The 25,645-nt window shown below is 56.7% G+C and carries 17 protein-coding genes; 3 read left to right on the forward strand and 14 right to left on the reverse strand.

Annotation, left to right across the window (positions count from 1 at the left end):
- Positions 1–27 precede the first annotated feature (27 nt).
- The 10 genes from pbpC to EUZ85_RS23660 form a co-directional block, all read right to left on the reverse strand.
- Positions 28–2,421, reverse strand: a complete 2,394-nt coding sequence (gene pbpC, locus EUZ85_RS23615; RefSeq protein ID WP_127972553.1) for a penicillin-binding protein 1C — start codon at positions 2,419–2,421, stop codon at positions 28–30.
- Positions 2,418–7,376 (reverse strand): alpha-2-macroglobulin, encoded by a 4,959-nt coding sequence (locus tag EUZ85_RS23620; RefSeq protein ID WP_127972555.1) that lies wholly within the window; start codon positions 7,374–7,376, stop codon positions 2,418–2,420. The genes pbpC and EUZ85_RS23620 overlap by 4 nt, the downstream gene beginning before the upstream one ends.
- Positions 7,377–7,674: 298 nt before the next feature.
- The gene (locus EUZ85_RS23625) at positions 7,675–8,022 is read right to left on the reverse strand and encodes an FHA domain-containing protein (RefSeq protein ID WP_241566842.1); all 348 of its coding nucleotides are present in this window, start codon (positions 8,020–8,022) and stop codon (positions 7,675–7,677) included.
- A gap of 87 nt (positions 8,023–8,109) precedes the next feature.
- Positions 8,110–8,883, reverse strand: a complete 774-nt coding sequence (locus EUZ85_RS23630) for a PP2C family serine/threonine-protein phosphatase (RefSeq protein WP_164887337.1) — start codon at positions 8,881–8,883, stop codon at positions 8,110–8,112.
- Positions 8,877–10,646: a serine/threonine-protein kinase gene (locus EUZ85_RS23635; protein ID WP_127972561.1), complete on the reverse strand. Its 1,770-nt coding sequence runs from the start codon at positions 10,644–10,646 to the stop codon at positions 8,877–8,879. The genes EUZ85_RS23630 and EUZ85_RS23635 overlap by 7 nt, the downstream gene beginning before the upstream one ends.
- Before the next feature lie 257 nt (positions 10,647–10,903).
- On the reverse strand, positions 10,904–12,244 hold the full coding sequence (gene astB / locus EUZ85_RS23640) for an N-succinylarginine dihydrolase (RefSeq protein ID WP_127972563.1): 1,341 nt from the start codon (positions 12,242–12,244) through the stop codon (positions 10,904–10,906).
- Between the two features lie 57 nt (positions 12,245–12,301).
- On the reverse strand, positions 12,302–13,774 hold the full coding sequence (gene astD, locus EUZ85_RS23645; RefSeq protein ID WP_127972565.1) for a succinylglutamate-semialdehyde dehydrogenase: 1,473 nt from the start codon (positions 13,772–13,774) through the stop codon (positions 12,302–12,304).
- Complete coding sequence (gene astA / locus EUZ85_RS23650) at positions 13,771–14,814, reverse strand: arginine N-succinyltransferase (protein ID WP_127972567.1); 1,044 nt, start codon at positions 14,812–14,814, stop codon at positions 13,771–13,773. Before astA ends, astD begins: the two co-directional genes overlap by 4 nt.
- Positions 14,815–14,877: 63 nt before the next feature.
- Complete coding sequence (aruF, locus tag EUZ85_RS23655; protein WP_127972569.1) at positions 14,878–15,891, reverse strand: arginine/ornithine succinyltransferase subunit alpha; 1,014 nt, start codon at positions 15,889–15,891, stop codon at positions 14,878–14,880.
- A 62-nt stretch (positions 15,892–15,953) separates the two neighbouring features.
- Entirely contained in the window at positions 15,954–17,171 is a 1,218-nt protein-coding gene (locus EUZ85_RS23660; protein ID WP_127972571.1) for an aspartate aminotransferase family protein, read from the reverse strand.
- Between the two features lie 293 nt (positions 17,172–17,464).
- Here EUZ85_RS23660 and EUZ85_RS23665 point away from each other — a divergent pair, with 293 nt between their 5' ends.
- A complete protein-coding gene (locus tag EUZ85_RS23665; protein WP_127972573.1) occupies positions 17,465–18,676 on the forward strand; it encodes a GNAT family N-acetyltransferase in 1,212 nt (403 codons plus the stop codon).
- 23 nt (positions 18,677–18,699) lie between these two features.
- Here the strand turns inward: EUZ85_RS23665 and EUZ85_RS23670 are convergent, their stop codons facing one another.
- Positions 18,700–19,632, reverse strand: a complete 933-nt coding sequence (locus EUZ85_RS23670; RefSeq protein ID WP_241566843.1) for a GlxA family transcriptional regulator — start codon at positions 19,630–19,632, stop codon at positions 18,700–18,702.
- Positions 19,633–19,855: 223 nt separating this feature from the next.
- On the opposite strand from EUZ85_RS23670, the gene EUZ85_RS23675 reads away from it, so the two are divergent.
- Positions 19,856–21,607, forward strand: coding sequence for a methyl-accepting chemotaxis protein (locus tag EUZ85_RS23675; RefSeq protein ID WP_127972577.1), 1,752 nt, complete (start codon positions 19,856–19,858; stop codon positions 21,605–21,607).
- Positions 21,608–21,695: 88 nt separating this feature from the next.
- On the opposite strand, the gene EUZ85_RS31875 is transcribed toward EUZ85_RS23675, so the two are convergent.
- A complete protein-coding gene (locus EUZ85_RS31875; RefSeq protein ID WP_255509291.1) occupies positions 21,696–21,830 on the reverse strand; it encodes a hypothetical protein in 135 nt (44 codons plus the stop codon).
- 215 nt (positions 21,831–22,045) lie between these two features.
- On the opposite strand from EUZ85_RS31875, the gene EUZ85_RS23680 reads away from it, so the two are divergent.
- Positions 22,046–23,215, forward strand: coding sequence for a dipeptidase (locus tag EUZ85_RS23680; protein WP_127972579.1), 1,170 nt, complete (start codon positions 22,046–22,048; stop codon positions 23,213–23,215).
- A gap of 11 nt (positions 23,216–23,226) precedes the next feature.
- On the opposite strand, the gene EUZ85_RS23685 is transcribed toward EUZ85_RS23680, so the two are convergent.
- The gene (locus tag EUZ85_RS23685) at positions 23,227–23,868 is read right to left on the reverse strand and encodes a DUF2238 domain-containing protein (RefSeq protein WP_127972581.1); all 642 of its coding nucleotides are present in this window, start codon (positions 23,866–23,868) and stop codon (positions 23,227–23,229) included.
- A 77-nt stretch (positions 23,869–23,945) separates the two neighbouring features.
- Positions 23,946–25,589 carry an NAD(P)/FAD-dependent oxidoreductase gene (locus EUZ85_RS23690; RefSeq protein ID WP_127972583.1) on the reverse strand — a complete coding sequence of 548 codons (1,644 nt, stop codon included), beginning with the start codon at positions 25,587–25,589 and terminating at the stop codon, positions 23,946–23,948.
- Positions 25,590–25,645: the final 56 nt, after the last annotated feature.

Genomic DNA, 25,645 nt, shown 5'->3' on the forward strand with positions numbered 1-25,645 from the left:
ATCGGGCGGATCGTCTCCTATCCTCAACTATTTAACCCCAGCCACTCGGAACGCCACCCGCGCTGTCTTACCCGCCTGATCCATCACAGACACGACATGCGGGCCGTTATTCAACGCAGCCAGCGTCCATTCCTGACCGGGTTCTACTGAACCGAGCCATACGCCATCCAGAAACCAGTGGTTTTCTCCCTGAGCGCCATCCGCTTTTAGCTTAACATCCGGCAGTTCGCCTTCACCGGGAAGAGGGGTTAGCGTAGAGCCGGGGCGAATGCCCTCCATCGCCAGGACGCCAATGGGCTGGTCAGCTTCCGCGCCACAGGCGGGATGTATTGGCGGCAGAAGATTATCCCTTTGCCGACGCCTGGGCAGCCATGGCTCCAGGGACGCAGGCCAGAGCGTTACTTGCGTTTGGGTCACTTTCGGTTCAGTACAATGGGGCGTTATTCGATATCGCCCGGATGCATCCAGGCTCACCGCAACAGACAGCGATTCTCCAAGGGATTGAAATGGGTCCCGCAGCGTGGGCGGCGCAGCCTCATCCAGCAACCAGGCATGATGTACTTGCTGACAGGCGTCGCCGGACTGTAGTTGTTGTTGCGTCCCTAGCGGCCAGCATATCGGCACCTGCCGCACGTTCGCCGGTTGCGGCGAGGGCTGTAAGGATTCCACTGGCATCAAGTGAAGCAGTCGGTCCAGCAGCGGAACAGCGGAGAAACGGCCGGTATTATGCGGCAATGCAGTGCCATCGGGTCTGCCCACCCAGACAGCCACCGTAACGCTAGCGGTCGAAGCCAGCGCCCAGGCGTCGCGAAACCCGAAGCTGGTGCCGGTTTTGTAGGCGATCTTCGGCATCCAGGCTCGGCTTTGCCGGTAGAGACTGTTGCTGCGCTCCAACGGCATGCGCAATGCGTTCTGAATAATCCAGGCTGCGCCAGTGGAGAGCAGTCGACGCTCCGTTATAGGATCATCAGGCTGTAGCCGCAAACGCCCGGCCATTCCTTGTCGCCCCAATGCAGCATAAGCGCCAGCAAGCTCTTCCAAGGTCGCTCCCGAGCCGCCTAACGCCAGTGACAAATTAGGGCGCGCCCCCGCCGGCAAACGCAAAGGCGTTCCCGCGTTGGCGAGTCTTGCGTAAAACAACTCAGGGCCCAACGCATCCAGCACCTGAACAGCCGGAACATTCAGTGAGCGACGCAGAGCATCACTGACGCTGACGGGACCGGAAAACCCCGTATCGAAGTTCAAAGGACGATAACCTGCGAACGCAAGAGGGGCGTCCGTCAGCAAGGATTCCGAGTGAATCAGCCCTTCATCAATGGCCATGCCATATAAAAACGGCTTCAACGTACTGCCGGGAGAGCGCACCGCCTGAACCATATCCACGTGCCCTGCTCTTTCCTCCGACCCGAACTCTGCGGTTCCCACGTACGCACGCACCGCCAGTGTCGCATTATCCACCACCAACACCGCCGCGGAAGTCTGCTCAGGAAACTGACGAATATAGTCCGCCACCAGCCCTTGCGCAGCCGTCTGTTGCGCGCTGTCGATATTGGTTTGAATCAGCGCCTGGTCCGGAAAAGCCTGACTGAGTCGCCGCGCCAATAGCGGCGCCAGCATGGGATGGGGATTAAAAAATGCGCTCACCGGCTCCTGCATGGCCTCTCGGGTTTCCTGCTGCGTCCATAACTCAAATGTACGCATGCGCTGGATAACCTTGTCGCGAGCCTGACGCGCGCGCTCCGGATAGCGATCCGGCCGCAATGCGGAAGGCCGCTGCGGCAACACCGCCAACAGCGCCGCTTCGGCATGGGTCAGTTGCGCGGCGGGTTTGCCCAGATAGGTATAGCTCGCCGCCTGAACCCCTTCCACGGCGCCGCCGAAGGGAGCGTAGTTTAAATAGAGCGTGAGGATTTCGTCTTTGCTGAAATGCGCCTCCAGCTGCAGCGCCCGAAACATTTGGTATAGCTTTCCAGGCAAAGTGCGCGTGTGCGGATGCAGTATTCGCGCGACCTGCATCGTCAAAGTAGAACCGCCGGATACCGTTTCACGATGGTAAATCCATTGCCCGAAGGCGCGAACCAACGCCAGAGGATTAACGCCCGGATGATAGTAAAACCAGCGGTCTTCGTAAGACATCAAGGCCTGCAGGTAGCGTGGCGACACCTGCTCCGGCGTAACCGGATAACGCCACACGCCATCTTGATCAGGAAACGCCCTTAGCGGCTGCCCCTTGGCGTCCACCACCACCTGGGCGAAGCGACGCCCATGCTCCTGAGGCATCTGCAACGGAAACAAAGCATCAGCGACAAAGAATACGACGCTCCAGAACATCAGCGCGCAACCCAGCGCCAGCAACAGGCGGGAAGCGTTTTTCCGCTTCCGCCTCCCGTCCTGCCGCACAGGTTGCGCCGCGTTCATCATTGCGCAGAGCGCTCCTTGATAGTGACTTTCCCAGGCGTATTGCTGATCGCGCGGTAATACGGACGATACATATCCTCCACAACCGTGGGAGGTATCACGTATTCACCCGGCGACACCGCCCGCGCCAAATAAAAGATCACGGAGGTGCTGTAGGCGTCCAGAGGAACTGCGGCGACATAACGGTCATCGCGGTATTCCTGATGCAATACTCTGGTATCCGCCACCCAGTCTCTGACCATCTTATTGCGCACCACCACTTCATCAAAGCGCGTGGCGTTAGCCAGATTCTGGTTTTCCAGCTCCAGACCCGCCGGCAGCAGATCCACCAGTAACGCGTCCGGCAGATAACGATGGCCTTGCGTGCGCGCCTGTAGCATCACCAACACGAAATCGCCGCTTTCCAGCTTCTTCACATTGAGAGGCTGACCGTTCAGGTCGAAGAACTCCCGCTCGACTTCAATTCCGTCGAAGGTCTGTTTTGGCGCCTGCGTCGGATACCCTTGCGCCTTGAAGGTGACGAACAGCGGGAAGTCGTTCATGTTGCTCAGTTGCACATCCCCAGGCCAGGAACCTTTGCTCCAGGTGTTGATCCACTGTTGCGTCTGCTCCAGCACCTCGCTTTCGCCATTTAACGCCAGAGAGGCTTTCCATTCAGAGCCGGCTTTACTGTTCAATGCCAGAGACAGGCGATACAGGGCCATCTGCTCCTGAGTGGACAACCAGCGCCGGTCACGCAGTTCATCCCGCAACGGATAGATCAGATCCCAAGGCTGCTTGGCGACAGCGCTATCCAGCGACAACAGCAAAGTCCAGGCGAGATCGCGCACAGGTGAGCCATAGTCGCCAGCGTAATAGTGACCGATTTCACCCCAATGCAGCGCTTTGTACCAGGCTTCCTGGGCGCGTCGGGCGTCGCCCAGCTTCTCCAGCGCCAGAGCCAGTTGCGCTAACGGCAAGGGCGATTTGGCCCACTTGCTGTAGTTATCGTAGAGGGTGCGAACGTCCGCCAGTTTGGCTTGCTGCACCGACGCCAACACCAGTGCGGCGTAGGCGCGATAGGCCAGGTGATAATGATCGCGGGCTTCGCTGTAATAACTGTTCTCAGTGCTGAGACGCCCTTGCGTGGTCAGATAGGTGCGCAGGCGGCCCAGTGCGTTGTCGAGCAGACCCTGGTCCACGTTATAACCGCGTTGCTTCGCAGACAGCAGCAGGTCGGTGGCGTATACGCTCAGCCAGTGATACTCATCGCTGTCGTTGCCCCATAGTCCGAAGCTGCCGTCGTAACGCTGCATGCCGGAGATACGTCCCAGGCCTTTCTCAACCCACTGATCGCGCTCTTTAGCGAGCTGCTTGCCACTGCTGCGGTCATACTTGAACAAGTCCTGCTCTGTCGCCAGCAACAGCGGCCAAACGCGACTGGACGTCTGCTCCAGACAGCCGTAGGGGTATTGAATCAGATACTTCATGTATTCGTTGGAATCCAACGGCGGCACAGGGCCGACTGACAGTTGCGTTTGCAGCGACGAGCTCAGAGCCAAATCAATCAACGGGTCGGTCAGCGACATGGCTGCGCCGGACTCCAATACATGACTTTGTACGTTCAATTGCGCCGGATAAGGCGGACGCAGGCCGAGCTTCCATTCACGCTGAATATTGATCGCCGGCTCCAGACCATCCGTCGAAGTAACGCTCAACGACAGTTTGCCCACGCCTTCCGCATCCATCGCCTCCAGAGGCAAGCGCACCCATTCGCGGCCTTTGCCCGCCAGGGTTATTTCCGTGGCGAATTCGCCGCTACCCAGAGGGTTGTCAGCGCTGACTTTGACGCTCAGTTTACGTTGCTCTGGAAGCAGGTTTTGCAGATCCCAGAGCGCTTCTGTCTTGTCGCCAAACGCCAGGAAGCGCGGCAAGTTGACTTCCGCTACGATTGGCGCGGCGATGGTCATCCGTTTTTCCGCAGAACCACTGCGCGCGTCGTCAAACGCCACCGCCATCAAACGCACTTCGCCATTGAAATAAGGCAGTTGCAGTTCGATGGTTCCCTTCCCTTCTGCATCCAGGGCCACTTTGCCGGAGTAGAGAGAGACAATCTGCACATCGCTGACGGGGGCATCGCCGCCACGGGACATTTCATCCGCGTCGCCGCCAAAACGTTGTCTGGCGCGATCGGCGCTGCTCATTTCAATCAGACTGGAGTAGGTATCGCGAATTTCCGCAGAGTAACTGCGCGGACTGAAGAACCAGGCGAATGGGTCTGGCGTTTTGAAGCGGGTCAGGCTAAGCACGCCGGTATCTACTGCAGCCAGAGTCACAGCCACGGTCTTAGAGGTTGTGGCGCCAGGCTGCACCTGAATCTGCACCGCGACTTTACTCTCTGGTTCAACACGCTCCGGCGCTTTCAGCTCGATCTGCATTTTTCTGGCTTCGCGATCCAGAGGCAGATGACGCATGCCCCAGGCGCGACGCGGCATTTCCATGGCGGATTGTTTACCGGGGCGCAACACCAGCGCCGTGGCGAACATATCATGACGCGTCCAGACGTCTTTCACCGGCACATTAATCTCCGCTTTGCCGTCTTTGACGTCCACTGCGCCGCGCCACAGCAGCTCGTTTGCTTCCACAGTGACGATGGCGCGTCCGTCAAACGGCGCCTGCAACATCAGCTTGGCGGTCTCGCCTCCCAGATATGCGTTCTTATCCCAGCGCAGCTCAACCTGTTCCGGGCGGGGGCCTTTGCCGCCGCGTTCGCCGTCCCAGGTCCAGCCTGCAAAGAACTTATAAGCGTTGAGCAGATTCTGTTGCTTGTCGCGCAGCTCCAGACGATAGTTGCCGTACTCTACCGGTACGGACACCGTCAAACGTTGGCCCGGCTCGATTTTCAATACGCGATTGTAAACTGGCTGGTTACGCTCCGTGGTCTCGTAGTCCCACCCGTCATCACTCCAGCGCCAGTAATAGGCGGAATCTTCCCGAATCAGGGTGGCGTCCAGGTATTCCATGCCCAGTAATTCGTCCGCCTGATTAATATGAATCAGCTCAAATGCCACACTGGTTTCAGGGTCGGCGATGTCGCCATCCCACAAAGGCCGCACGCCAACCAGGCTCTCACTGGGCCACAGAGACTGTTGCCACTGTCTGGCGACGGGACGACCGCCGGACTCAAACACGCTGACATTGGCGCGCACCCGCACAGGCATGGTCGCATCAGACCAATGGTTGGGAAGCTCCAGGGAGTAATGACCTTCCTCGTCCAGGTCTACAGGCGGCAAAGACAGTGTTTCTTTCAGCGCATCATTATCTTCGCCAAAGATAAAATCGGAAAAAGTTTCGGAGACAGTACGCGCTGGCGCAATCTGCAAAGTAGTTTCCGCACGGTTGCCGGACGCAGGCGCTCCCCAAAGATATTCCGCCTGCAACTGCAGATTGATGGTATCGGACGTACTGTAGTTTTCCGCATCCGGTTTTATTTCTAAACGCATGCGTTCAGGCAGGAAGTCTTCTACTTGCAGGCGATACAGGAAGTAATCGCCATTGCCCAGGGTGGCCTTGAAGAACCAGTCGCCTGTCAGGGTGTTTTCAGGCAATGAAAACGTAGTGGTATAGAAACTCTGCTCGTCCCCCTGCCAGGTGAACGAGGTGTGCACGCGCCCGTCTGGACGGGTCAGCTCCGCCTGAATCGGCATGGCGGTAACCTTGCGGCCGTCATGGTCGCGCAGCAAGGCGTTGATATGTACGGTCTCGCCGGGACGATAGAGATCGCGCGGGCTATACAAAAATAGCTCCAGCGGGTTTTGCTTGCGACTCGGCAGTTTGAACTCAGTCAGATCCATCGCTGGCTGATTCAACCGCACCAGCGCCAGTTGCTTGTCCGTACGCGCAATCGCCAGCACCGCGGAGGTTTCCGCGCCTTCGAAAGTGGCGACGCCATCGGAGTCGGTCTTGGCGTTTCTCAGCATTTTGCCTTGCTGATTGATCAACTCAATGCTGACTCCGCTGCGAGGCTTGGCGTCAGCCAGTCCGTTCACCCACGCCAACATCTGATTTTGATAGGTGCGCACCTGCAAGCCGATGTCGCTGACGGTAAACCAGGTCGTGACATATTCATAAGGGTAATGCCCGGCGCCTTTCATAATGGCGACAAAGATGCCCGGTTGCTTGAGAGGTTCGACAGAGGAAAGGTCGATCAGGCGGCGTTTGCGTTTATTCACATCGATATTGAGGTCGAAGCGTCCGCCGTACACCAGTTCGCCCCAGGAACGCAGTTGCTCTAGCTCGTAATAGCTGCGGCCAAGATAGCCGCTGACGAAGTCAGTCATTTTATCGTCGTTGATGCGCCAGATATCCATATCGACCGCGTCGATATTCAGCGCTTCGATTTCCAGACCGTCAGTCAGCTCCGGCGACAATTGCGCGCCGCGACTGATAAAACGCACGCTGGGGTCCAAACGACGCGTGGTGATATCCTGACTCGCGCCCTCTTCCAGCATGCGTCCGGTGATGGCTGACAAGCCTTGCGATACGGTGACCTTATAATGCTTTTCCGGCTCAACAAAAGGAAAGAAGGCCGTTGTGCCGACGGGATTGAGAATCCAGTCGCCGGCGACAGGCTGATTCTGCTCATCCGCTACGGTCAGATAGCGACCCAGCATCGTGTCCTGATCCAAAGGCGCAGAGAAGGTGACAGAGAGTGCGGGACCATCGTCCCAGGGCTGCTCGCCGATACGTAGAATTTTGAACGGCGTTTGCGCGTATTCTTTCTTCAGCGTTTCGCGGTCCACTTTAACCGGCGGCTTTTTAGCTTCGGGTTGCGGAGACGGAATAACGGGTCTTTTCTCAGCAGCGGCCGGCTGCGACTGTGCGGTCTTGCCGCCCTCGTCATTACCGGACTCACCGGAGCAGCCGACCATCAACACCAATAGTAAGCCCCATGCCCAGCGGGTTAGAACTTCTCTCATACACTGTCCTTTAGAAGAGGTTAGTCGTAGCGATTTTTGATAAGCGTTTTTTTGAAGGATATCGCCGCACTCTGCCAACACCCGATAACAGGTGATCTGTATCAGCGTAACAAAGGTTTAGGGAATTATGCGGGCGAATTATGGCGAAAAATGGCAATAAGGGAAGCGGATTCTTGCGACAGGCCAACACGCTAAGCCTGCAGGGCTTGCGCCGAGCCGCTCAGCGCCAGGATACGTAGCTCCACCTGTCTGTGACATTGAGCGGCCGCTTCCCTGCGGCCAAGCGGAATTTGAACGATCAGTCGTCCAATGTGTAAGCGGTTTTCTCTAAGGTGTTTTCCGCGCCTTCGATATAGGTAAAGGCGTTCCAGGCCACTCTGACCACATCGTTGTTGTTCAGGCGGCGTCTGCCGCTGACTTTTTCGTCATTAACGAAGGTGCCGTTGGTGCTGCCTTTGTCTGATATAAAGACATCCAGCACACCTTCCATATATTGGTTTTGCTCCACTTCGATCAACGCATGTTTACCGCTGACGGCGATGTCGTTGATCTGGATATCGCAGTTGGGATGCCTGCCGATCACGATTTCCCGCTTCTCCAGAAGAAATTTATTCGCCACCACATCATCAATCAGTTGCGCTAGCATGGGCATACTCACATTTACCTCACTTCTTGCGGTCCTTCCGCTGAACATAGTCCTGTTTATCACTTCTTTTCTCTGCGGCGCATCACATCAAGCGTCGATGGCTACGCCGCTCACTTCTACCATTAATACGGAGACGTTATCTTCGGCCCCCTTGTTCAAGGTGGCGGCGATCAGGCTGTCGACGCGCTCTTCCTGCGGACGCACGCCGCTGGCCAGATCGCCGATTACGCCATGAGGCAACATGTTGAACAAGCCATCGGAACATAGCAGGAGGCGCTCCCCCTCTTTGAGACTGACATTGATGCAACTGAACAGCAGGTCTTCCTGACACCCCAGAGCTTTGGTCAGCATATTACGGTACGGCACATGCGGTGCGTCCTGTTCTGTAATGGAGCCGTCATCCAGCATTTGCTGCACCACGCTGTCGTCCCGGGTGAGCTGTCTCAGTTCCCCGGATTGCGACACCAAATAGCAGCGCGAGTCTCCAGCGTGAACCACACAAGCCTCGCCATCATAAGAAAACGCCGCCACCAGCGTGGTTCCCATGCCAGACAAGGCCTCGTTCAGCCTGCGTTCGACACACACCGCCTCGTTGGCGGCTTCCGCCGCATCCAACAGCCGTTCACGGATCAGGTATTCGGATAATTCGACATTACGCCACATCAGATCGATGGCGCACTCAATAAAGGCTTCGACTGCAATGCGACTGGCTTCGGCGCCCCCCGCGTGGCCGCCCATACCATCCGCCAAAACCGCCAGCGCTCTTCTTCCATCGGTGGAAACGCGCCAGCCGATATAATCTTCATTCGCCCGACGGACACAGCCCACATGGCTCTGTCCACTTACTTTATATGTCAGCATAAGGCGGTTTTTCCAAACTCGTTCATGCAACATCTCCTTAGTTGTTCCGCCATCTCGCCTGCATTGGCATATCGCTTGGCAGGGTCCTTTTGCAACGCCTTATTGGTAATTCGAACAGCGCTTGCGGGAAGCTCCGGCCTCAGTTCTCTGACGCTACGGTGCTTTTTGTTCAGAATCTGCTGGGTCAGTTCAGGTAGAGAATCCGCGTTGAAAGGCGGCTCTCCGGTCAGCAACTGATAAAATGTCACACCCAGACTGAATATGTCCGAGACCCCGTTCACTTTGCCGCCTTTCAACTGCTCCGGCGACATATACAACGGACTGCCCAGCATCTGCCCTGTGCGGGTTTTCGACTTGTCGGAGATCCGCGCAATGCCGAAATCAGTTACTTTAACCTGTTGGTTATCCGGGTTGAAGATGATATTCGCGGGTTTGATATCACGGTGCACGATATTTTTCTGGTGGGCGTATTCCAGAGCCTCCGCCACTTTCGCCATCAGCATGTACACCACTTCCACAGGCAGCAACCGCCCTGGTTTGGCGTAGGCGTTGAGGCTCTTGCCCTGGATATAGTCCATGGCGATAAAGGCGAGATCAGCTTCTTCGCCGACATCATAAACCGTCACGATATTGGGATGATCCAACCTGCCCGCCGCTTCCGCCTCTCGGAAGAAACGCGCTTTGAGATCAGCCAGACGATGGGAATCGAACTGCCTGTAATTCAGTGTTTTAACCGCAACCTGACGGGAGATTTTAGGATCGCGCCCCAGATACACCACGCCCATGGCGCCGCGCCCCAGTTCCCGCACGATTTCATAGCGCCCCAACACCGGACGGGATATGTCCGCCGGCGTAGCCAGCGTTTGTGTCGCCGCCCATTCGGTGTCTCCCGCCTGCTGCATGGTTTCGAATTTCGCCAGTTTCTTCGCCCGCTCCGCCGCATCGCGGAATTTGGGGTTGGCGGCGGCTATGGACAAATAGGTATTGGCGGCGGCGTCATATTGACGCTTTTTCTCCTGCTGCACGGCCACGTCATACACAATGGCGCAGGCGTCCTCTCTGGACAGGCACGGACGCAGCGTCGTCAGCGTTTCTTCCAGCATCCCTTGCTTTAACTGCATTTTACCCAGGCGTAAACTGACATCCTGACGCGCTTCCCGTAACGCTTCGATCTGTTTCTGCTGTTTCAGCCAGAAGGCCATGACCAGATAGCCCGCCGCCAAAAACTGAATCGTCACTCCCAGCGGCAGCCATCTGGACTGCGCCACTTGCATGCCTATCTGGATAACAGCGAGAGAGACCACAAGCACAGCGACAGTAAAAAATCCCGCTGGCCACGTCATTCGGGGCAACGCCGCCACAAGTAACAGCATACAGACCAAAATGAGCGCTTTCTCGGCCAGGAAAAACCAGGGCGGCGTCTCCAGTCCCGGCGCCACGCGGAAAGCATTGGTCTCAATTTGGCTGGCGGCGTCCCATTTCGCCGGAGCGAGATAGGGGTCTAAAAAGAATACGGGAGACGGGGCCAGTCCCGGCATCAGCCTTTGCGCCAGGGGAACATCGTCGGCCGGCTTGATGGGGGTATTCTTGTTGACGCTCCAGGCGGCGTTATATAACCAGGTATCCAGAGAAGGAAGTTGACGGGCCAGTTGTGGCGCGAGCACGACAAGACAAGCAGCCGCAATGACCACTGTACGTAAGCTGTATGCGCGCGCCAGCAATCGGCGCACATTGTTGAAAACCGAATGACGCTTCGCCGCCACGCTGAGTATCCCTGCTTTAATTCTGATGAAAAAGGCGATCAGCCGATTAGGCAGAGATTAACGGACACTTAGAGAAACTTATAGATAAATTAGTTTAAGTTTCGTTACATATTGTTGTGTTACGACACAACTATTAATCCGGCAGACAAATAGCTTCCTTCTATTTGTCTGCAACGACAGGGCCTGCACAGGTCAGGCCCTGTCTCCCGCGGCTTGTCGCCGCGCAGGCGCGTCCATGCGCCTGGTCAAGGAGGGAGTTACGCCAGCTGGAAAGGATACAGCGAGCCTAATTGCAACAGTTGGGTCAGTTCATCCAGCGCCGTGCGGCATTCGGTCAGCAGCTGCGGGTCAGACAGATCCTGCTGGGAGATGCGGTCGCGGTAGTGCTTGTCCACCCAGGCATTAAGCGTGTCGAACAATGTGTCAGACATCATCACATGGGGATGCACCGCCGCCAGCTCCGCTTCCGTCAACGCCACACGCAGACGCAAACAGGCCGGGCCGCCGCCGTTTTTCATGCTTTGCTTCAGATCGAAAACTTCCACGCGCTTAATGGGGCCGCCGCGAGTAACCAGATCATCCAGATAGGCTTTGACGTTAGGATTGTCGCGACACTCATGAGGCACCACCAGCATCATGTCGTCGTCATTCAGACTTAACAACTGGCTGTTGAACAGGTAGCTGGACACCGCGTCCGCCACAGATACTTCGCTATCAGACACTTTGACCGCCTTCAGCAGACAGCCTTGCAGTTTCGCTTCCAGCTCGGTCAGCATTTGCGACGTATTCACAAACGCCTGTTCGTGGTAGAACAGCACATTGCGGTTACCTACCGCGATAACGTCATTGTGGAACACGCCCTGATCAATGACCGCCGGGTTCTGTTGCGCGTACACCACTGACGAGTCGGCCAGTCCATGCAAACGCGCCACCGCCTGACAGGCTTCCAGAGTCTGTCGCGCAGGGTATTTCATCGGACGCGGCGCATTCTCGTCGAAAGCCACTCTGCCATAGACAAACAGCTCCACTCCCTTGTCTTCATAGTTCTTGCAGAAACGGGTGTGGTTAGCCGCGCCTTCGTCGCCGAACTGACTGGTGGGCGGCAGCGCCTTGTGATGAGCGAAGTGCTGATCATTATTGAAAATGCCCTGCAGGATACGGGTCGTTGTCGGGTGCTCAATCGAACGGTGGAACTTCGCATTCAGGTTCGCTGCAGTGAAGTGCACCCGACCATCAGTGGTGTCGGCGCTGGGCGAGACGGTCGCCGCATTCGCCGTCCACATGCAGGAGGCGGAAGCGACTGCGCCCAGAAACACCGGCGCCTGATGCGCCGCCTGCAGCAGTACTTCCCGATCTGACCCGGTAAAGCCCAGACGACGCAGAGTCGCGATGTCCGGGCGCTCCTGCGGCAGCAATACGCCCTGCTTGAAGCCCATGTCGTGCAGCGCCTTCATTTTGCGCAGCCCTTGCTTGGCGGCTTCCCTGGGGTTGGACACATCGCGAATATTGGTTTCTGAGGCCACGTTGCCGTAGGAAAGCCCGCTATAGTTGTGAGTCGGCCCTACCAGCCCGTCAAAATTGACTTCAAATGCCTTCATCGTCTATCCGCCTCTTCTACTCGTTTAAGTTCGTTGCTGTTATGCATGCCATAAAACTTATAAGGACATGCCCGGCGATAACTGCCCAGGCGCCTGCGCCTGATCCGCTTCCAGAGAAGCAACCGGATACGCGCAATAGTCCGCCGCATAGTAGGCGCTGGGGCGATGATTACCGCTGGCGCCCACTCCGCCGAATGGCGCTGCGCTGCTGGCGCCGGTCAGAGGCTTGTTCCAGTTGACGATGCCTGCGCGCACTTCCAGCCAGAAACGGTCATACAGTTCGCGAGAGTCGCTGATCAGACCCGCCGCCAGACCGAATCCAGTCTTGTTAGCCAATTCCAGTGCATGATCGAAATCACGGTAGCGCAATACCTGCAACATGGGTCCGAAGTGTTCTTCGTCCGGCAGTTCCTGCACATCGGTGACGTCGATGACGCCTGGGCTCAACAGGCTCGCGTTTTCCTCCAGGCTGCGCATCTCCAGCAGAATGCGTCCGCCCTCCGCAGCCAGTTTGCTTTGCGCCGCCAGCATCTGATCCCGCGCACGCAGGGAAATCACTCCACCCATAAAAGGCTGAGGGTCCGCGTCATAGCGTCCTACCTGCAAATTGGCCGCCGCTGCGACCAGCTCGTCCAGAAACGCCTTGCCTTCCGCGGTATCAGGAACCAGCAGGCGACGCGCGCAGGTGCAACGCTGGCCCGCCGAAACAAAGGCCGAGAACAACGTATGATGCACCGCGCCTTTCAAGTCATAAGGCGGGGCAATGATCAATGGATTGTTGCCGCCCATTTCCAACGCCAGGATTTTCTCGGGGCGACCGCCGAACTGACGGTGCAGGCTGTGCCCGGTCGGCGAACTGCCGGTAAACAACAAACCGTCTATATCCTCGCTGGCGGCCAGGGCCACGCCGGTTTCCCGTGCGCCTTGCACCAGGTTCAACACGCCTTCCGGCAAGCCGGCTTTCGCCCAGATGCGCACGGTTTCTTCCGCGAACCAAGGGGTCAGCTCGCTTGGCTTGAAGACAATCGTATTGCCTGCAATCAGCGCAGGAACGATGTGACCGTTGGGCAAATGACCCGGGAAGTTATAGGGACCAAAAACCGCCAGCACGCCGTGGGGTCGATGTTTCAACACCGCATGTCCCGCCGCCACGTCCTGTTCGGTTACGCCGGTGCGCTCATTAAACGCCTGAACGGAAATGCCCACCTTGGCGATCATGCTGGCGACTTCAGTGCGCGCTTCCCACAGAGGTTTGCTGGTCTCTTTGCCGATCACTTCAGCAAGACGTTCTTTGTCTTCTTCCAGCAACGCCGCGAAGCGCTTGACGATGTCGATACGCTTGGCGACATCCAGACGCCCCCAGCTGCGAAACGCCTGACGCGCCGCCTGCACCGCCTGCGCAACCACCTCATCGGAGGCCGCTGCGCCTTTCCACAGACAATCCTGGGTCACTGGGTCCAGAGATTCAAATACTACGCCGCCGCCGGCTAACCAGCCGCCGTTTATAAATGCGCTTTCACGTACAGTCATGCATCGCTCCTCTTCGCTTTCAACGCAACCACCCGTACGGTGTCGCCTGCGCCCAATTGCAAATGATCCATCAGATCATGATTGAGGGAGACGGTGTCGGACTTGATCTGGTCGCTGTCGAGCAGTCCCACCCTGAAGTTGGAGAAGGACCGGTTGGAAATCATATAGGGTTCGGCAATCTCGTCGACGCCGGTTTTCTGTACCGGCATGACGAAGCGCTTGGCGCTGTCGCGCACGCTGCGAATGCCATGGACGAAGGACTCCACCAGCGGGCCGGCGTCAAAAATGTCCACCAGACCGTTAAAGTTGAAGCCCTCGCTTTCCAGCATGGCCAGCGCCGGTCTGGTGTGCTCATGCACCTGACCAATCACATCACGGGCCTCCTGGCTGAAAAACGGAACATAAATCGGATACTTGGGCATCAGTTCAGCGATAAACGCCTTATTGCCGATGCCGGACAAGTAGTCCGCCTGAGAAAACTCCAGGCTGAAAAACTTGCGACCCAGATCTTCCCAGAACGGAGACTCGCCCTGTGCGTTAGTATAGCCGCGCATTTCCGCAAAAATTTTGTTGCTGAAACGCTCGGAGAAATCCGCTAGAAACAGGAAACGGCACTTCGACAACAGTTGTCCGTTAAAGCTGTTGCGATATTTTTCATGCAGGAACAACGTGCAGATTTCACTGCAGTTGGTCATATCGTTGGTGAGATACAAGGTCGGCGTCTGCTTGTGAATGCCCAGTTCTTTGGACGCATTCACGGTGGTGGACACCCGATAGTTATACCAGACCTCATCCAGACCCACTCGCGCCTTTATCGCGCTGACCCCGACGATGGTTCCAGCCTTAGTGTCCTCCAGCCCGAACATGTAATACGCATGTTCCTGCTCGATGCGCTCAGAAAAAGAACGCTCCGATTCTTCAATTCTCTGTGACAACAGTTCGCGGTTGGCGGGCAGCGTCGTTACGCCAATGCCCGCGCTTTTCGCCAGTTCGTATACCGCATCCAAATCTTTGCTGCTAATGGGACGAATAATCATCATGTTGAAATCCTCTTGCTCCGGCCCTGTCTTATGCTTCGCTTAAAGTGTTAGTCCCGACGCCGATTACAGAGGCGCGAACTGAACGTTGTCGCCTTCCGACACCAATATCGCCTCGGCGGTGCTGCGTTTCAGGCGCAGCAGGTCGCCCATGCCGTCCGTTACATTGGCCAGCGTGGCGCGGAAGTCTTCGAACAGGGTGTTGCACATCAGGTATTGCAGGCCGGTCTGGTTGTCCGACAGCTTGACCTGTTTGGTTTTAGTGGATTTCACGGTGGTCAGATTGTCTAAATCCGCTTCCAGAGTCGGGCCGCCATCGAAAATATCGATGTAACGTCCCATGCGGAAGCCTTCCCGATTGAGGAACTGGCAATTGTCCCTGGCCGCAGAATGCGGTTGCGCGATCGCATCCTGAGCGTCTTTGGTCAGCAGGTTCACATAGATCGGATGAGGCGGCATCATTTCCGCGATAAAGGTTTTGCTTTTGATGCCGGAGTAGTAGTCCGCCGTCGCAAAATCCATATCGAAGAAGTGGCGGCCCAGGCTGTCCCAGAAAGGAGAGTCGCCGTTATCGCCCTGCTTGCCCTGAATCTCCACAATAATGCGGGACTGGAAGCGTTCGCGATGCTGTCCCATAAACAGGAAGCGTGAGCGCGACAGCAGATCGAAATATTCCGTTTTGCGATAACGGGGAGAAATAGTCAGCGAACACAGCAGCGGAGAACCAGTGAGCTCATGAGTCATATAAAGGATGGGAACCTTATTGAACACCCCCAGTTGCTGGGAGGAGTGAATGAGTTCATCCAGCCGGTAGTTATAAAACGGCGCGCCGTTGCCGGCGCAGGCGTCGATGCCTGACGTCCCCAGGATCTCCTTGCTTTCGGTATCCTCAAGCACGAACAGGTAGCGTTCCTTGCCCGCCATGGACTCATCGCCGGCGAAGGAGCGACAGGACTGGTCGATCTTCTCGCCCAGTTTGTCGCGGTCCGCAGGCAGGGTAGATACCTGCGCTGCGCTTTCGTTTATTAACTTCTCAATGCCGGGCAGGTCGGCGAAACGGCTGGGGCGAAAAATCACCATTCTCATTCCCTCCAATTAATTCAGACTGACAGGTTGTACAAGCTAGTTCCCTTTAACTTTCCTTATTGCCCTTGCGCGACGCGGGCTACCGCTCTTTCGAAGCGCGCCAGTCCTTCTTTGATCTCGTCGTCGCCGATGATCAGAGAAGGAGCCAGTCTCAACACGTTAGGTCCAGCGATCAACGCCAGTACGCCCTCTTCCAGCGCCGCCGTCATGAACTGCTTGGCTTTGCCCTGCCACTCGTCAGTGAGCGCCGCCCCAATCAACAGGCCCATGCCGCGAACAGCGCTGAATACGCCATATTTCTCATTAATCGCCTTCAGCCCGGCTACCATCAGCTCATGCTTGCGCTCAACGCCTTGCAGTACTTCCGGCGTGTTGACGATATCCATAACCTTGTTCGCTACCGCGCAGCCCAGCGGGTTGCCGCCGTAGGTGCTGCCGTGAGTGCCCACCGCCAGACTCTTCGCTACTTCCGTGGTGGTCAACATGGCGCCGATAGGGAAACCGCCGCCCATCGCTTTGGCGGTGGTCAGGATGTCCGGCGTCACGCCGTACTTCATGTACGCATACAGCGCTCCGGTGCGGCCAACGCCAGTCTGAACTTCATCAAAAATCAGCAATGCGTTGTGCTGGTCGCAAAGCTCTCTGGCGCGTTTCAGGTAGGCTTCATCCGCTGGCGTCACACCGCCCTCGCCTTGTACGGGCTCAACCACGAATGCGCAGGTGTTTTCATCAATGGCGGCTTCCAGCGCAGCAATATCATTGAAAGGCACATGCTTGATGCCGCCGGGAACCGGTTCGAACCCTTCGCGATACTTGGCCTGGCCGCCCACGCTGACGGTGAATAGCGTACGGCCATGGAAGCTGTTGTTACAGGCCACGATGTCGTGTTTATGAGGTCCGTGTTTTTCCCAGCTGTAACGACGCGCCAGCTTGAACGCGGCTTCGTTAGCTTCGCCGCCGGAGTTGGAGAAAAATACGCGATCGGCGAAAGTCATCTCTGTCAGTTTTTTAGCCAGCAGAATCGCCGGCTCGTTCGCCAGGACGTTGCTCAGGTGCCACAGTTTTTGCGCCTGTTCAGTCAACGCCGTCACCAGTTCCGGGTGAGCGTGGCCCAAACCGGTTACCGCAATGCCGCCCGCCAGATCGATGTATTCCTTGCCAGCCTGATCCCAGACTCGGGAGCCGATGCCGTGAGTGGGAATAATCGGGCCCGGCGCATAGTTGGGAACCATTACCTGATCAAACATTTCTCTGGTGACTTGGCTAGAGGTCATTCATCTTCTCCATTCGGGTGAGCCGGCCAACGCTCCGCAGCGTCTCCGGCGAAGTTATTTTTTACGGGCCTGTCAGGCCCAATGTCAGTTAGTTTAGGAACAAAAGAAATAGAAGGATTTCGCAAAGGCGACATGAATTTACAGATTTGCGCACCCCGACGCAGGCCGCCATACGTAATTAAGGCAATTTCAATGGGCTATAGCGTATTGATTCGCCAGAGAATAATACTGTCGCGCGACAGTCCCGGTCTCGCTTAGTATAGGAAGGCTTTCTATAAAGGGTGTGAATAACCATGAAAAATACGCTCGCCAAGATCAAGGACGTAAAAAATCGACATAAAGAACGCCGCACGCCTCTGGGACTGGAGTTCGCTATCGCCGACAGCATCAACTTCCTCAATGCGGCGGACTGGGACCGTGTCGCCGACGCCGCATCCGTATTTCTGCAACGGGACTATCTACAGGCGCTGGAGCTCAACGCGCCGGACAATGTATCTCCCCGCTACGGCCTGATATACAAAGACCGTACTCCAATCGGCGTGGTCAGCTGCCAGATCGCCGATGTGTCCGGCGACCGTATGATGAAAAGCGAAAAGCCCGACAACGCCAAAGCCAAATTGAGTCAGAAGTATCAGGAACGCATTTTGGTTTGCGGCAATCTGGTGTCCTGCGGCCTCCATGGCGTCGCCTTCGCCGAGGGCGTCGATGCGGAGCTGGGATGGCGCGCCCTGGCGGAGCTGTTGTACCGCATCCGTCGGGGAGAAAAGCTGGGGGGCTCCATCGACTTTGTCATGCTCAAGGACTTCAACAGCGATATGTTGCCGCAGTCTGAAATCCTGAAACGCTACAGTTACCGATCCATTCAGACTGACCCGGAAATGGTGTTGACGCTGGAGCCGGGAACCCGGACCTTCGAAGACTATCTGCAAAGCCTCACCGGCAAGTACCGCAAGCGCATTACCGCCATCATCAAGAAGCTGCAGGACGCCGGCGTGGAAACGCAGACCCTGGACAGCATCAGCGATGAACAGGATGCAGCGCTGCACGCTCTCTACCTGCAGGTGGAGAACCGCGCCGCCGCCCGTCTGGCGACATTACCCAAGGGGTATTTCAAAGCGCTGTCGGATTCGCTGGGAGACCGTTTCGCCTGCACCACTTTGTCAATGGATGGTCGGATTGTAGGCTTCGTCACCTCTGTTAAAGACCGCGACACATCCATGGCCTACTACGTCGGGCTGGATTACGACGTTAACGCCGACCTGCCCCTGTATTTCCGCCTGCTACAGCTCTCCATTGAACATGGCTGCCAGTTTGGTTGCGGCAAAGTATCCCTGGGCCGAACCGCACTGGAGCCCAAGGCCAATCTCGGCGCCAAACCTGTGGATTGCCATCTGTGGATGCGGCATCGCGCCGCGGCGGTCAACTACGTGGTGCGCAAACTGTTTCGCGCCATCCCCCATGCGGAAGCGCCTACTCGCAATGCATTGAAGACCGTCGAGCAGTAACCGCTATTATTCGCCGGCGGCCATCAAGGCTGACCGGCTCTTTCCTCACTGGGCGTCAGCCCGTACAGATTGCGATAAGCAGTGGAAAAATGCGCGCCGGAGGAAAAGCCGGTTTTCAAACCAATTTCGGTGATGCTCAAAGGGGAAGAGCACAGCATGTCCCGCGCCTTTTCCAGGCGAATCTGCAAATAATAACGGGAAGGCACGGAGTCCAGATAACGTTTGAACAAACGCTCAAGCTGGCGCCGTGAGATCTCCAGGTGCTTGGCGATATCGTCCGTGGTTAACGGCTCTTCGATATTGTTCTCCATCAGTTGCACCGCATCACAGAGCGCCGGCGCTTCTCTTTTCGCCACGAGGTCAGGACGCTTGCGCCCGGTGGTTTTGGCGCCGCCAAGACGCTCCCGCATGATGGCCTGAGACGCCATTTCCGCCAGCTCGACTCCATGATGACGCCCAATCATAAACAGCGCCATGTCCAGCGCGGCGGTGCCGCCGCGGCAGGTCCAGATATTAGCGTCAACGGAAAACACATCCTGAGATAGAAAACATGCCTGCGCCTGTGCAGCAAATGCATCAGGAATTTGTAAAGAGACTTTTTTTCCGCGCAACAGTCCCAGTTCCAGCAGCAAAGCCGCGCCGTTAGCCACGCCTCCCAGCCAGGATAGGCTTTTGCTGTGCGTGGCGAGCCATTCTTTTTCCAGCAGCGGCGTTTTATAAAGTCCGACAGAGCCACAGACAACCAGCGCGTCCAGGCCGGCGGCATGAGCCAGAGAGCGGTCCACAGACACCGCCACGCCGTCTCCCGACGTCACCACCGGCTCCGCTCCCAGCCGCACCAGTCGATACTTGCGCTCGTCCAGCAGCTCATTACATACCCGCAACGGCTCCACCAGGCTGGCGTAGGACAGCATGGAGAATCCCGGCAGTAACAGTACGCCCAGTTTGCAGCTCAAGACCGATTCCTCACACCCGACAGCCCGCCGCCGGGCGGAGCTGAGAATTTCTGCTATAAATAAGAGTAATAATAGATTAAGCGGCTGCGACAAAACCATCTAAAGACCGCCTCGGCGATGCCGGGATGGCGAGGTCGCGTCCAGCGGTTACGGAGCTTATCCTATTCGTCCGCGAAGTATAACTCCCGCCGCCAGTTGAACTAAATTCAAATACGGAAGCGACATGGCTCACATCTTCAGCCGGGTAACCCGACACATTACCATTTTCCATCGCGCATTAATGATGAGCGCCGTGTTCGCCATCATTCTTACCTGCGCACTATTGTACTTGCTGGGAGCGGTGCACGACATGCTCAGCACCATCGAAGGCCAGCGCAGTATGGTGGAGCAGCAGAACACCGCCGTCGCCAAGCAGAATCAACTAGTCAGCCAGCAACAACACCTCAATGCGCTGCTGGCGGAAAGTCAAACCGCCTTCGCCCAGTATTCCGAGTACCTCTATTGGCGCCTGGACTCCGCCACCACCGCAGAAGAACGCTCCATCAGTCAGGGCGACCAGGCGGAGAAAAACCTGCGCAACACCTTGGACAAAATCGCTGGAACTGACGAGGAAATGGCGGATGTCGCGGATGTCGTGCTGATGTATCTGGATGACTTCAACAAATCCATCGCCGAAGCAGTGGAACGCACCCGCAACAATGACTCCCGCCAGCGCGTCAGCGCGATGATCGGCGAGGCCCGCACCGCCAGCATGGCCATGAGCTCCACCTTCAAGATCATACTGGAAGAAGCCGCCAAAGCCGCGGCGGAAGCCAACAAGGGAGTTGGGCAGGCGGCGCAGGAAGTGTCCGTCGCCGCCAGCCAGGTCTTGGAGGCTAACGATTCTGTCGCCGCCGCCGGCCGCAGTTTGCAGCAGGAAGTGTTGTTTATCCTCGTAGTGTCGGTGACGGTTTCGCTGCTGGTGGGCTTCTTATTATCCCGCTCCATCACCCAGCCCATTCATCGTCTACGCCGGGTGATTACGGAGATTGAGGACACCAACGACCTCACCAAACGGGTGAATTACAGCCGCCAGGATGAAATTGGCGCTATCGCCCAGGCGTTCAACGCCATGATGGATAAGTTCTCCGTCATCGTGGGCGATCTGGCGAAGACCACGGACGAACTTTCCGCCTCCTCTGAGCAAAGCGCCCGCATTAGTGCGCAAACTAAAGAGTCCGCCGAGCAACTGAGTCACGAAACCGATCAGGTGGCGACCGCATCTAATGAAATGACGGCGACCGTCAAAGGCATCAATGAAAATACGGACAATGCCGCCAATATCGCTCTGGAAGCGCGCAAGGCCTGCGAATCCGGAAAAGCCTCGGTGGACGGCGCCACCACACGCATCAATGAGCTGACTCAGGCCATCAATGAAACATCAGATTCGGTCAGCCAGCTCGCCAGGGAAAGCGAATCCATTGGCGCCGTTCTCGACGTGATTCGCGGCATCGCCGAACAGACCAACCTGCTGGCGTTAAACGCCGCCATAGAGGCCGCACGCGCAGGGGATCAGGGACGCGGCTTCGCCGTAGTGGCCGATGAAGTGCGCACGCTCGCGCAACGCACCGGCAACTCCACTGATGAAATACAAAAAATGATCGAACAGCTCCGCGCCGGAGTGAATAAAGCCGTCTCCAGAATGGAGCAAAGCTGCAAACGCGCGGAAGGCACGGTTACTCAAGCGAGTCAGGCCGCCGAATCTATTGATCAGACGCTCTCCGCAGTCACCTCCATGCATGACGCCAACCAGTATGTGGCGCAAGCCACCTATGAGCAGCGAGAAGCGGCTGAGAGTATTGATCGCAGCATTGTAGCCATCAGTGAACTGTCGCAAACTCTGCATACCGCTGCCGAGGAAAACTTCCAGTCCAGCGACAACCTGAAGCAAATGGTGACCCGGCTTAGACAGCTAGTCGTCCAGTTCAGGTATTGATCAAGGTCTGGCGACGCTTGCAGAAAGCCATGTCCTTATGGCGTTCGCACATAGCGAGAGCGGTCAATGCGTCGACTGGGACGAGTGACTAGTGCAGCGTCCCCAGTCTCTCTCTTTTGTAACGCACCCACTCGCCATCCACGCATTTGTAGTAGAACGCCATCATGTATGTGCTAACCGGCATTTGAATGCGAATGATATCTCCGTCAGACGAAACCTGCATAATCAAGCCCTCATATAACAGTGCCAGCGTTCCTGCTTGTGCGGCGACGCCGGGAAGTGTTTAAACATACAGTACTGTAATCTTATACAGTATTTTTAATTCTGTCTACACTTTGTTCAACCCTTGTCTTGTTGGCATCCCCTTTCGCTTTGGGTAAGGTACTGACGCCCGCTCGGAGCAATCCGGCTTACTGATGGATAAGGTCTCAATACATCATGAAGAAAAAAATACTGACTGGACTGCTGATTACCCTGATCATCGCAGTTCTTTCGTTTTTCGCCCTGGTTCCGCCGCTGGTGGATAACGCCAGCAATCAGCTCACAAGCTCACCGCCGCAGCCGGCGACGGATAAAGTCAAAAGCCTGCACCAGTCTCTGTTCATCGCCGACCTGCACTCGGATTCACTGTTATGGGGCCGCAACCTCTCCAAAGGCTATCAGCGGGGTCACATGGACCTGCCGCGGCTGCGGGAGGGAGGCATGGCGTTGCAGGCGTTCTCGGTGGTGACCAAAGTTCCCTTCGGCCTGAACATCCAGAAAAATACCGGCGATAGCGACATGATATTCTGGCTGGGACTGTCGCAGGCCTGGTCGCCCAGCGCATTACAGAGCCTTTTGAGCCGCGCCGAGCGTCAGGCGGGGATGCTTCACGATATCGCCGACTCGCCCGCCAACAAATTCACACTCATTCTGAACCGCAAGAATCTACAGGATTTCATCGCGCGGCGAAAAACCGACAAGGACGCCCTCGCCGGCTGGCTCACCTTGGAGGGAGCGCAAGCGATGGAAGGCGACCTGAAGAATCTGGATGCTCTGTATGAAGCGGGTTTCCGCATGATTGCCCCTACCCATTTCTTCGACACGGAACTGTCCGGCTCCGCCCATGGGGTTAACAAGGGGGGGCTAACAGCACTGGGGAAACAGTGGGTGAAAGCCATGGAAAACAAGTCCATGATCATTGATCTGGCCCATGCTTCCGCCAAAACTATTTCTGACGTGCTCACCATGGCCAAACGCCCCGTTATCGTGTCGCACACGGGCGTCAAAGGAACCTGCAACAACAACCGCAACTTGTCCGACGCTCAGCTAAAAGCCATCGCCGCCAACGGCGGTATCGTCGGCATCGGCTTCTGGTCGACGGCGGTCTGCGGACACGATGCGGCGTCCATCGCCCGCGCGATCAAATACACGGTCAATCTGATTGGCGTGGAACACGTGGCGATGGGGTCGGATTTCGACGGAGCTGTGGCGACGCCTTTCGACGTCACCCGACTGGATGGCTTAACCGAAGCGCTGATGAAAGCGGGGCTGAACGAACGTCAGATTCGCAGGATAATGGGCGAAAATATCCGCGACTTTCTGCTTAAAAACCTGCCGTCCGCCTGATCTTTCCAACCTCAGGGCGCCGCCACCGGCGCCCGTTTAAGGCGATACAACTGCCGGTCATGAACCCGCCCAAGGGTCACTAAAGCAGTGATAGCGCCCACCAGGGCGTAGCACATGTCTGACTGGGTATCCCACTCGTAGCCCTGGGTGCCCAGGAAAGCGACGGAGGAGTCTCCACTGGCCACCGCCACCCACCATTCAATCAGCTCATAGAAGGCGCTGATCGCCAGGGCGATGCAGACAATAAAGAAGTTCATCCATCCACGCCCTTTCACAACCCGCAGACGTAGCAGAATTTCCCGGGCCACCATCGCAGGAATAAAGCCCTGGGCGAAATGGCCGACCTTGTCGTAGTTGTTCCTTCCCCACCCCATGATTTCTCCAATGCGGTCGAACAGGGGCACCTCCGCGTAGGTATAGTGCCCGCCCACCATAAGAATGACCGAGTGGATCAAGATCAACCAATACAACAGAGGCGTCAGCGGAAATCGCTTGTAGGTGGACGCCAGAATGAAGGCGGCGATCACCGCCGGCGCTACTTCCAGCATCCAGGTAAACCGGTCTTTCGGCCATAGTCCCGACCAGACCAGCACGCCCAAGAAGATGAGAATCCAAACTACGCCGGCTCCAACGCCGCCCCGGCCATGCCCCATATGATTGATCCTTAGCAGTTATAATTGCGGATCAACAACATAACGCATTCTGCGGCGGGATTCGATCCCCAGGAGGATTATCCCGCCTCCCTGACTTCCGAGGCCGGCTGCGCAGGTTGCGGCCCCTGCTTCAGCAGACGCCCCAGCTTGTAGCCTTCTTTGCCTAGCATGGCGAAGCTGGTCATGACGCCTCCCATCAAAGCGCCGCCCACACCGGCGGTGACCACATCCGCACCGGTCAGATAGAAGTTTTTGATGGGCGTCACCGGGTGCAGCCAGTCCTGCTGGAAGCGCTCGACAGTATGATCCACCCCGTAAATTTCTCCCCCCATGTTCATCTGGAACCACTGCGTCGACAGCGGCGTGGATAGCTCGTAAAAGTCCAGCGCCGCCTCTAATTGCGGCAGGCGCTTATACAATTCATCGAGCATCCGGTGAGAGAACTGCTCCTTCAGGGCCAGATAATCTTCACCGCGCTTGTTCCACTGCGATCCCGCCCATTTATCAAACCATTGGTTGTTGACGGGGACGATGATCTCCACGGTGGAGCGATCCAGATAGCGTGAATTCCAGGTGGGGTCTTTCGCGGAAGGGAAGGACACATAGGTCACAGGAAAAGGCGCAGACGGATCTTCCATAAAGCGGGCGACGTTACCGTCATGGTCATCGGAGGGATATATCCAGAAGTTGCTCCGCGGCATGCCTAAACTTTCCGGGGAGCCGCGAAATCCTGCATAGAGACACAGATGTGACGCGGATAGCGCCAGACCCTCCAGCTTTTTCAGCAAGTCGCCCTTCGACGCGGCGGACTCGGGCAGCAGATGCTTGATGGTAGGTATGACGCCGGCATCGCTGACCACAGCGTCCGCCTGCAGTTCGTCACCATTGCTCAAACGCACGCCGTAAGCGCGATTAGAGCGCACCAGCACCTCCGCCACTTGCGCGTAGGTGAACACTTCCCCGCCGCTGCGGCGAATCATCGGAATAATTTCTTCAGCAATGCGCCAGGAGCCGCCCACCGGATAGTTGCCTCCCGTGATGTAGTGCTTCGCCACCATGGCGTGCATCATGAAGGAAGAAGTCGTGGGCGGCAGGCCGTAATCGCCCCATTGCGCCGTCAACACGGAGATCAAGCGCTGATTTTGCGTCAGGCCTTCCAGCACTTCACGGGTGGTCTTGAAAAAGTAATCCGGCAGAAGAAAACGGCGGGCCTTGTGATAAGCCCAGGCGGCGATCTTGGGCAACGCCTGCCCGGCGAAAAACTTGGGGATGCGTCGACTGACCGAGTACAGCAAATCGACATAGCGGCGGATGGCGTCTTCTTCGCCGGGAAAACGTCGCGCCATTTCGTTGATGAACGGTTCTTTGCCGGCGATGAAGTCGTAATTGTCTTCGCCAATGAAAATACGATCGTAGCAGGGGTCCATTTCCGCCCACTCTATCTTGCCGTCGCTGATCAGATCGAACACCCGACGGATCATGGACCAGGGCTTGTGCACTTCGCCGATATAATGCACTCCGACATCCCATTCATAGCCGTTGCGTTCGTAGCTATGGGTATAACCGCCAGCGGTGTAGTGCTGTTCCAGCACGCAGACCTTCTTACCGATCAGTGACAACAACGCGGCGTTGCATAGTCCGCCGACGCCTGATCCGATGATGATCACGTCATAGTGATCGTCCGCTCGATTCTTACGGTAACGCTTTCCCGTTCTGACCATATTCTCCAGCCTCCTTCCTGATTATTGTTTTATTAATCCGGCAGACAAATAGCTTC

The organism is Hahella sp. KA22, from assembly GCF_004135205.1.
Taxonomy (GTDB): domain Bacteria; phylum Pseudomonadota; class Gammaproteobacteria; order Pseudomonadales; family Oleiphilaceae; genus Hahella.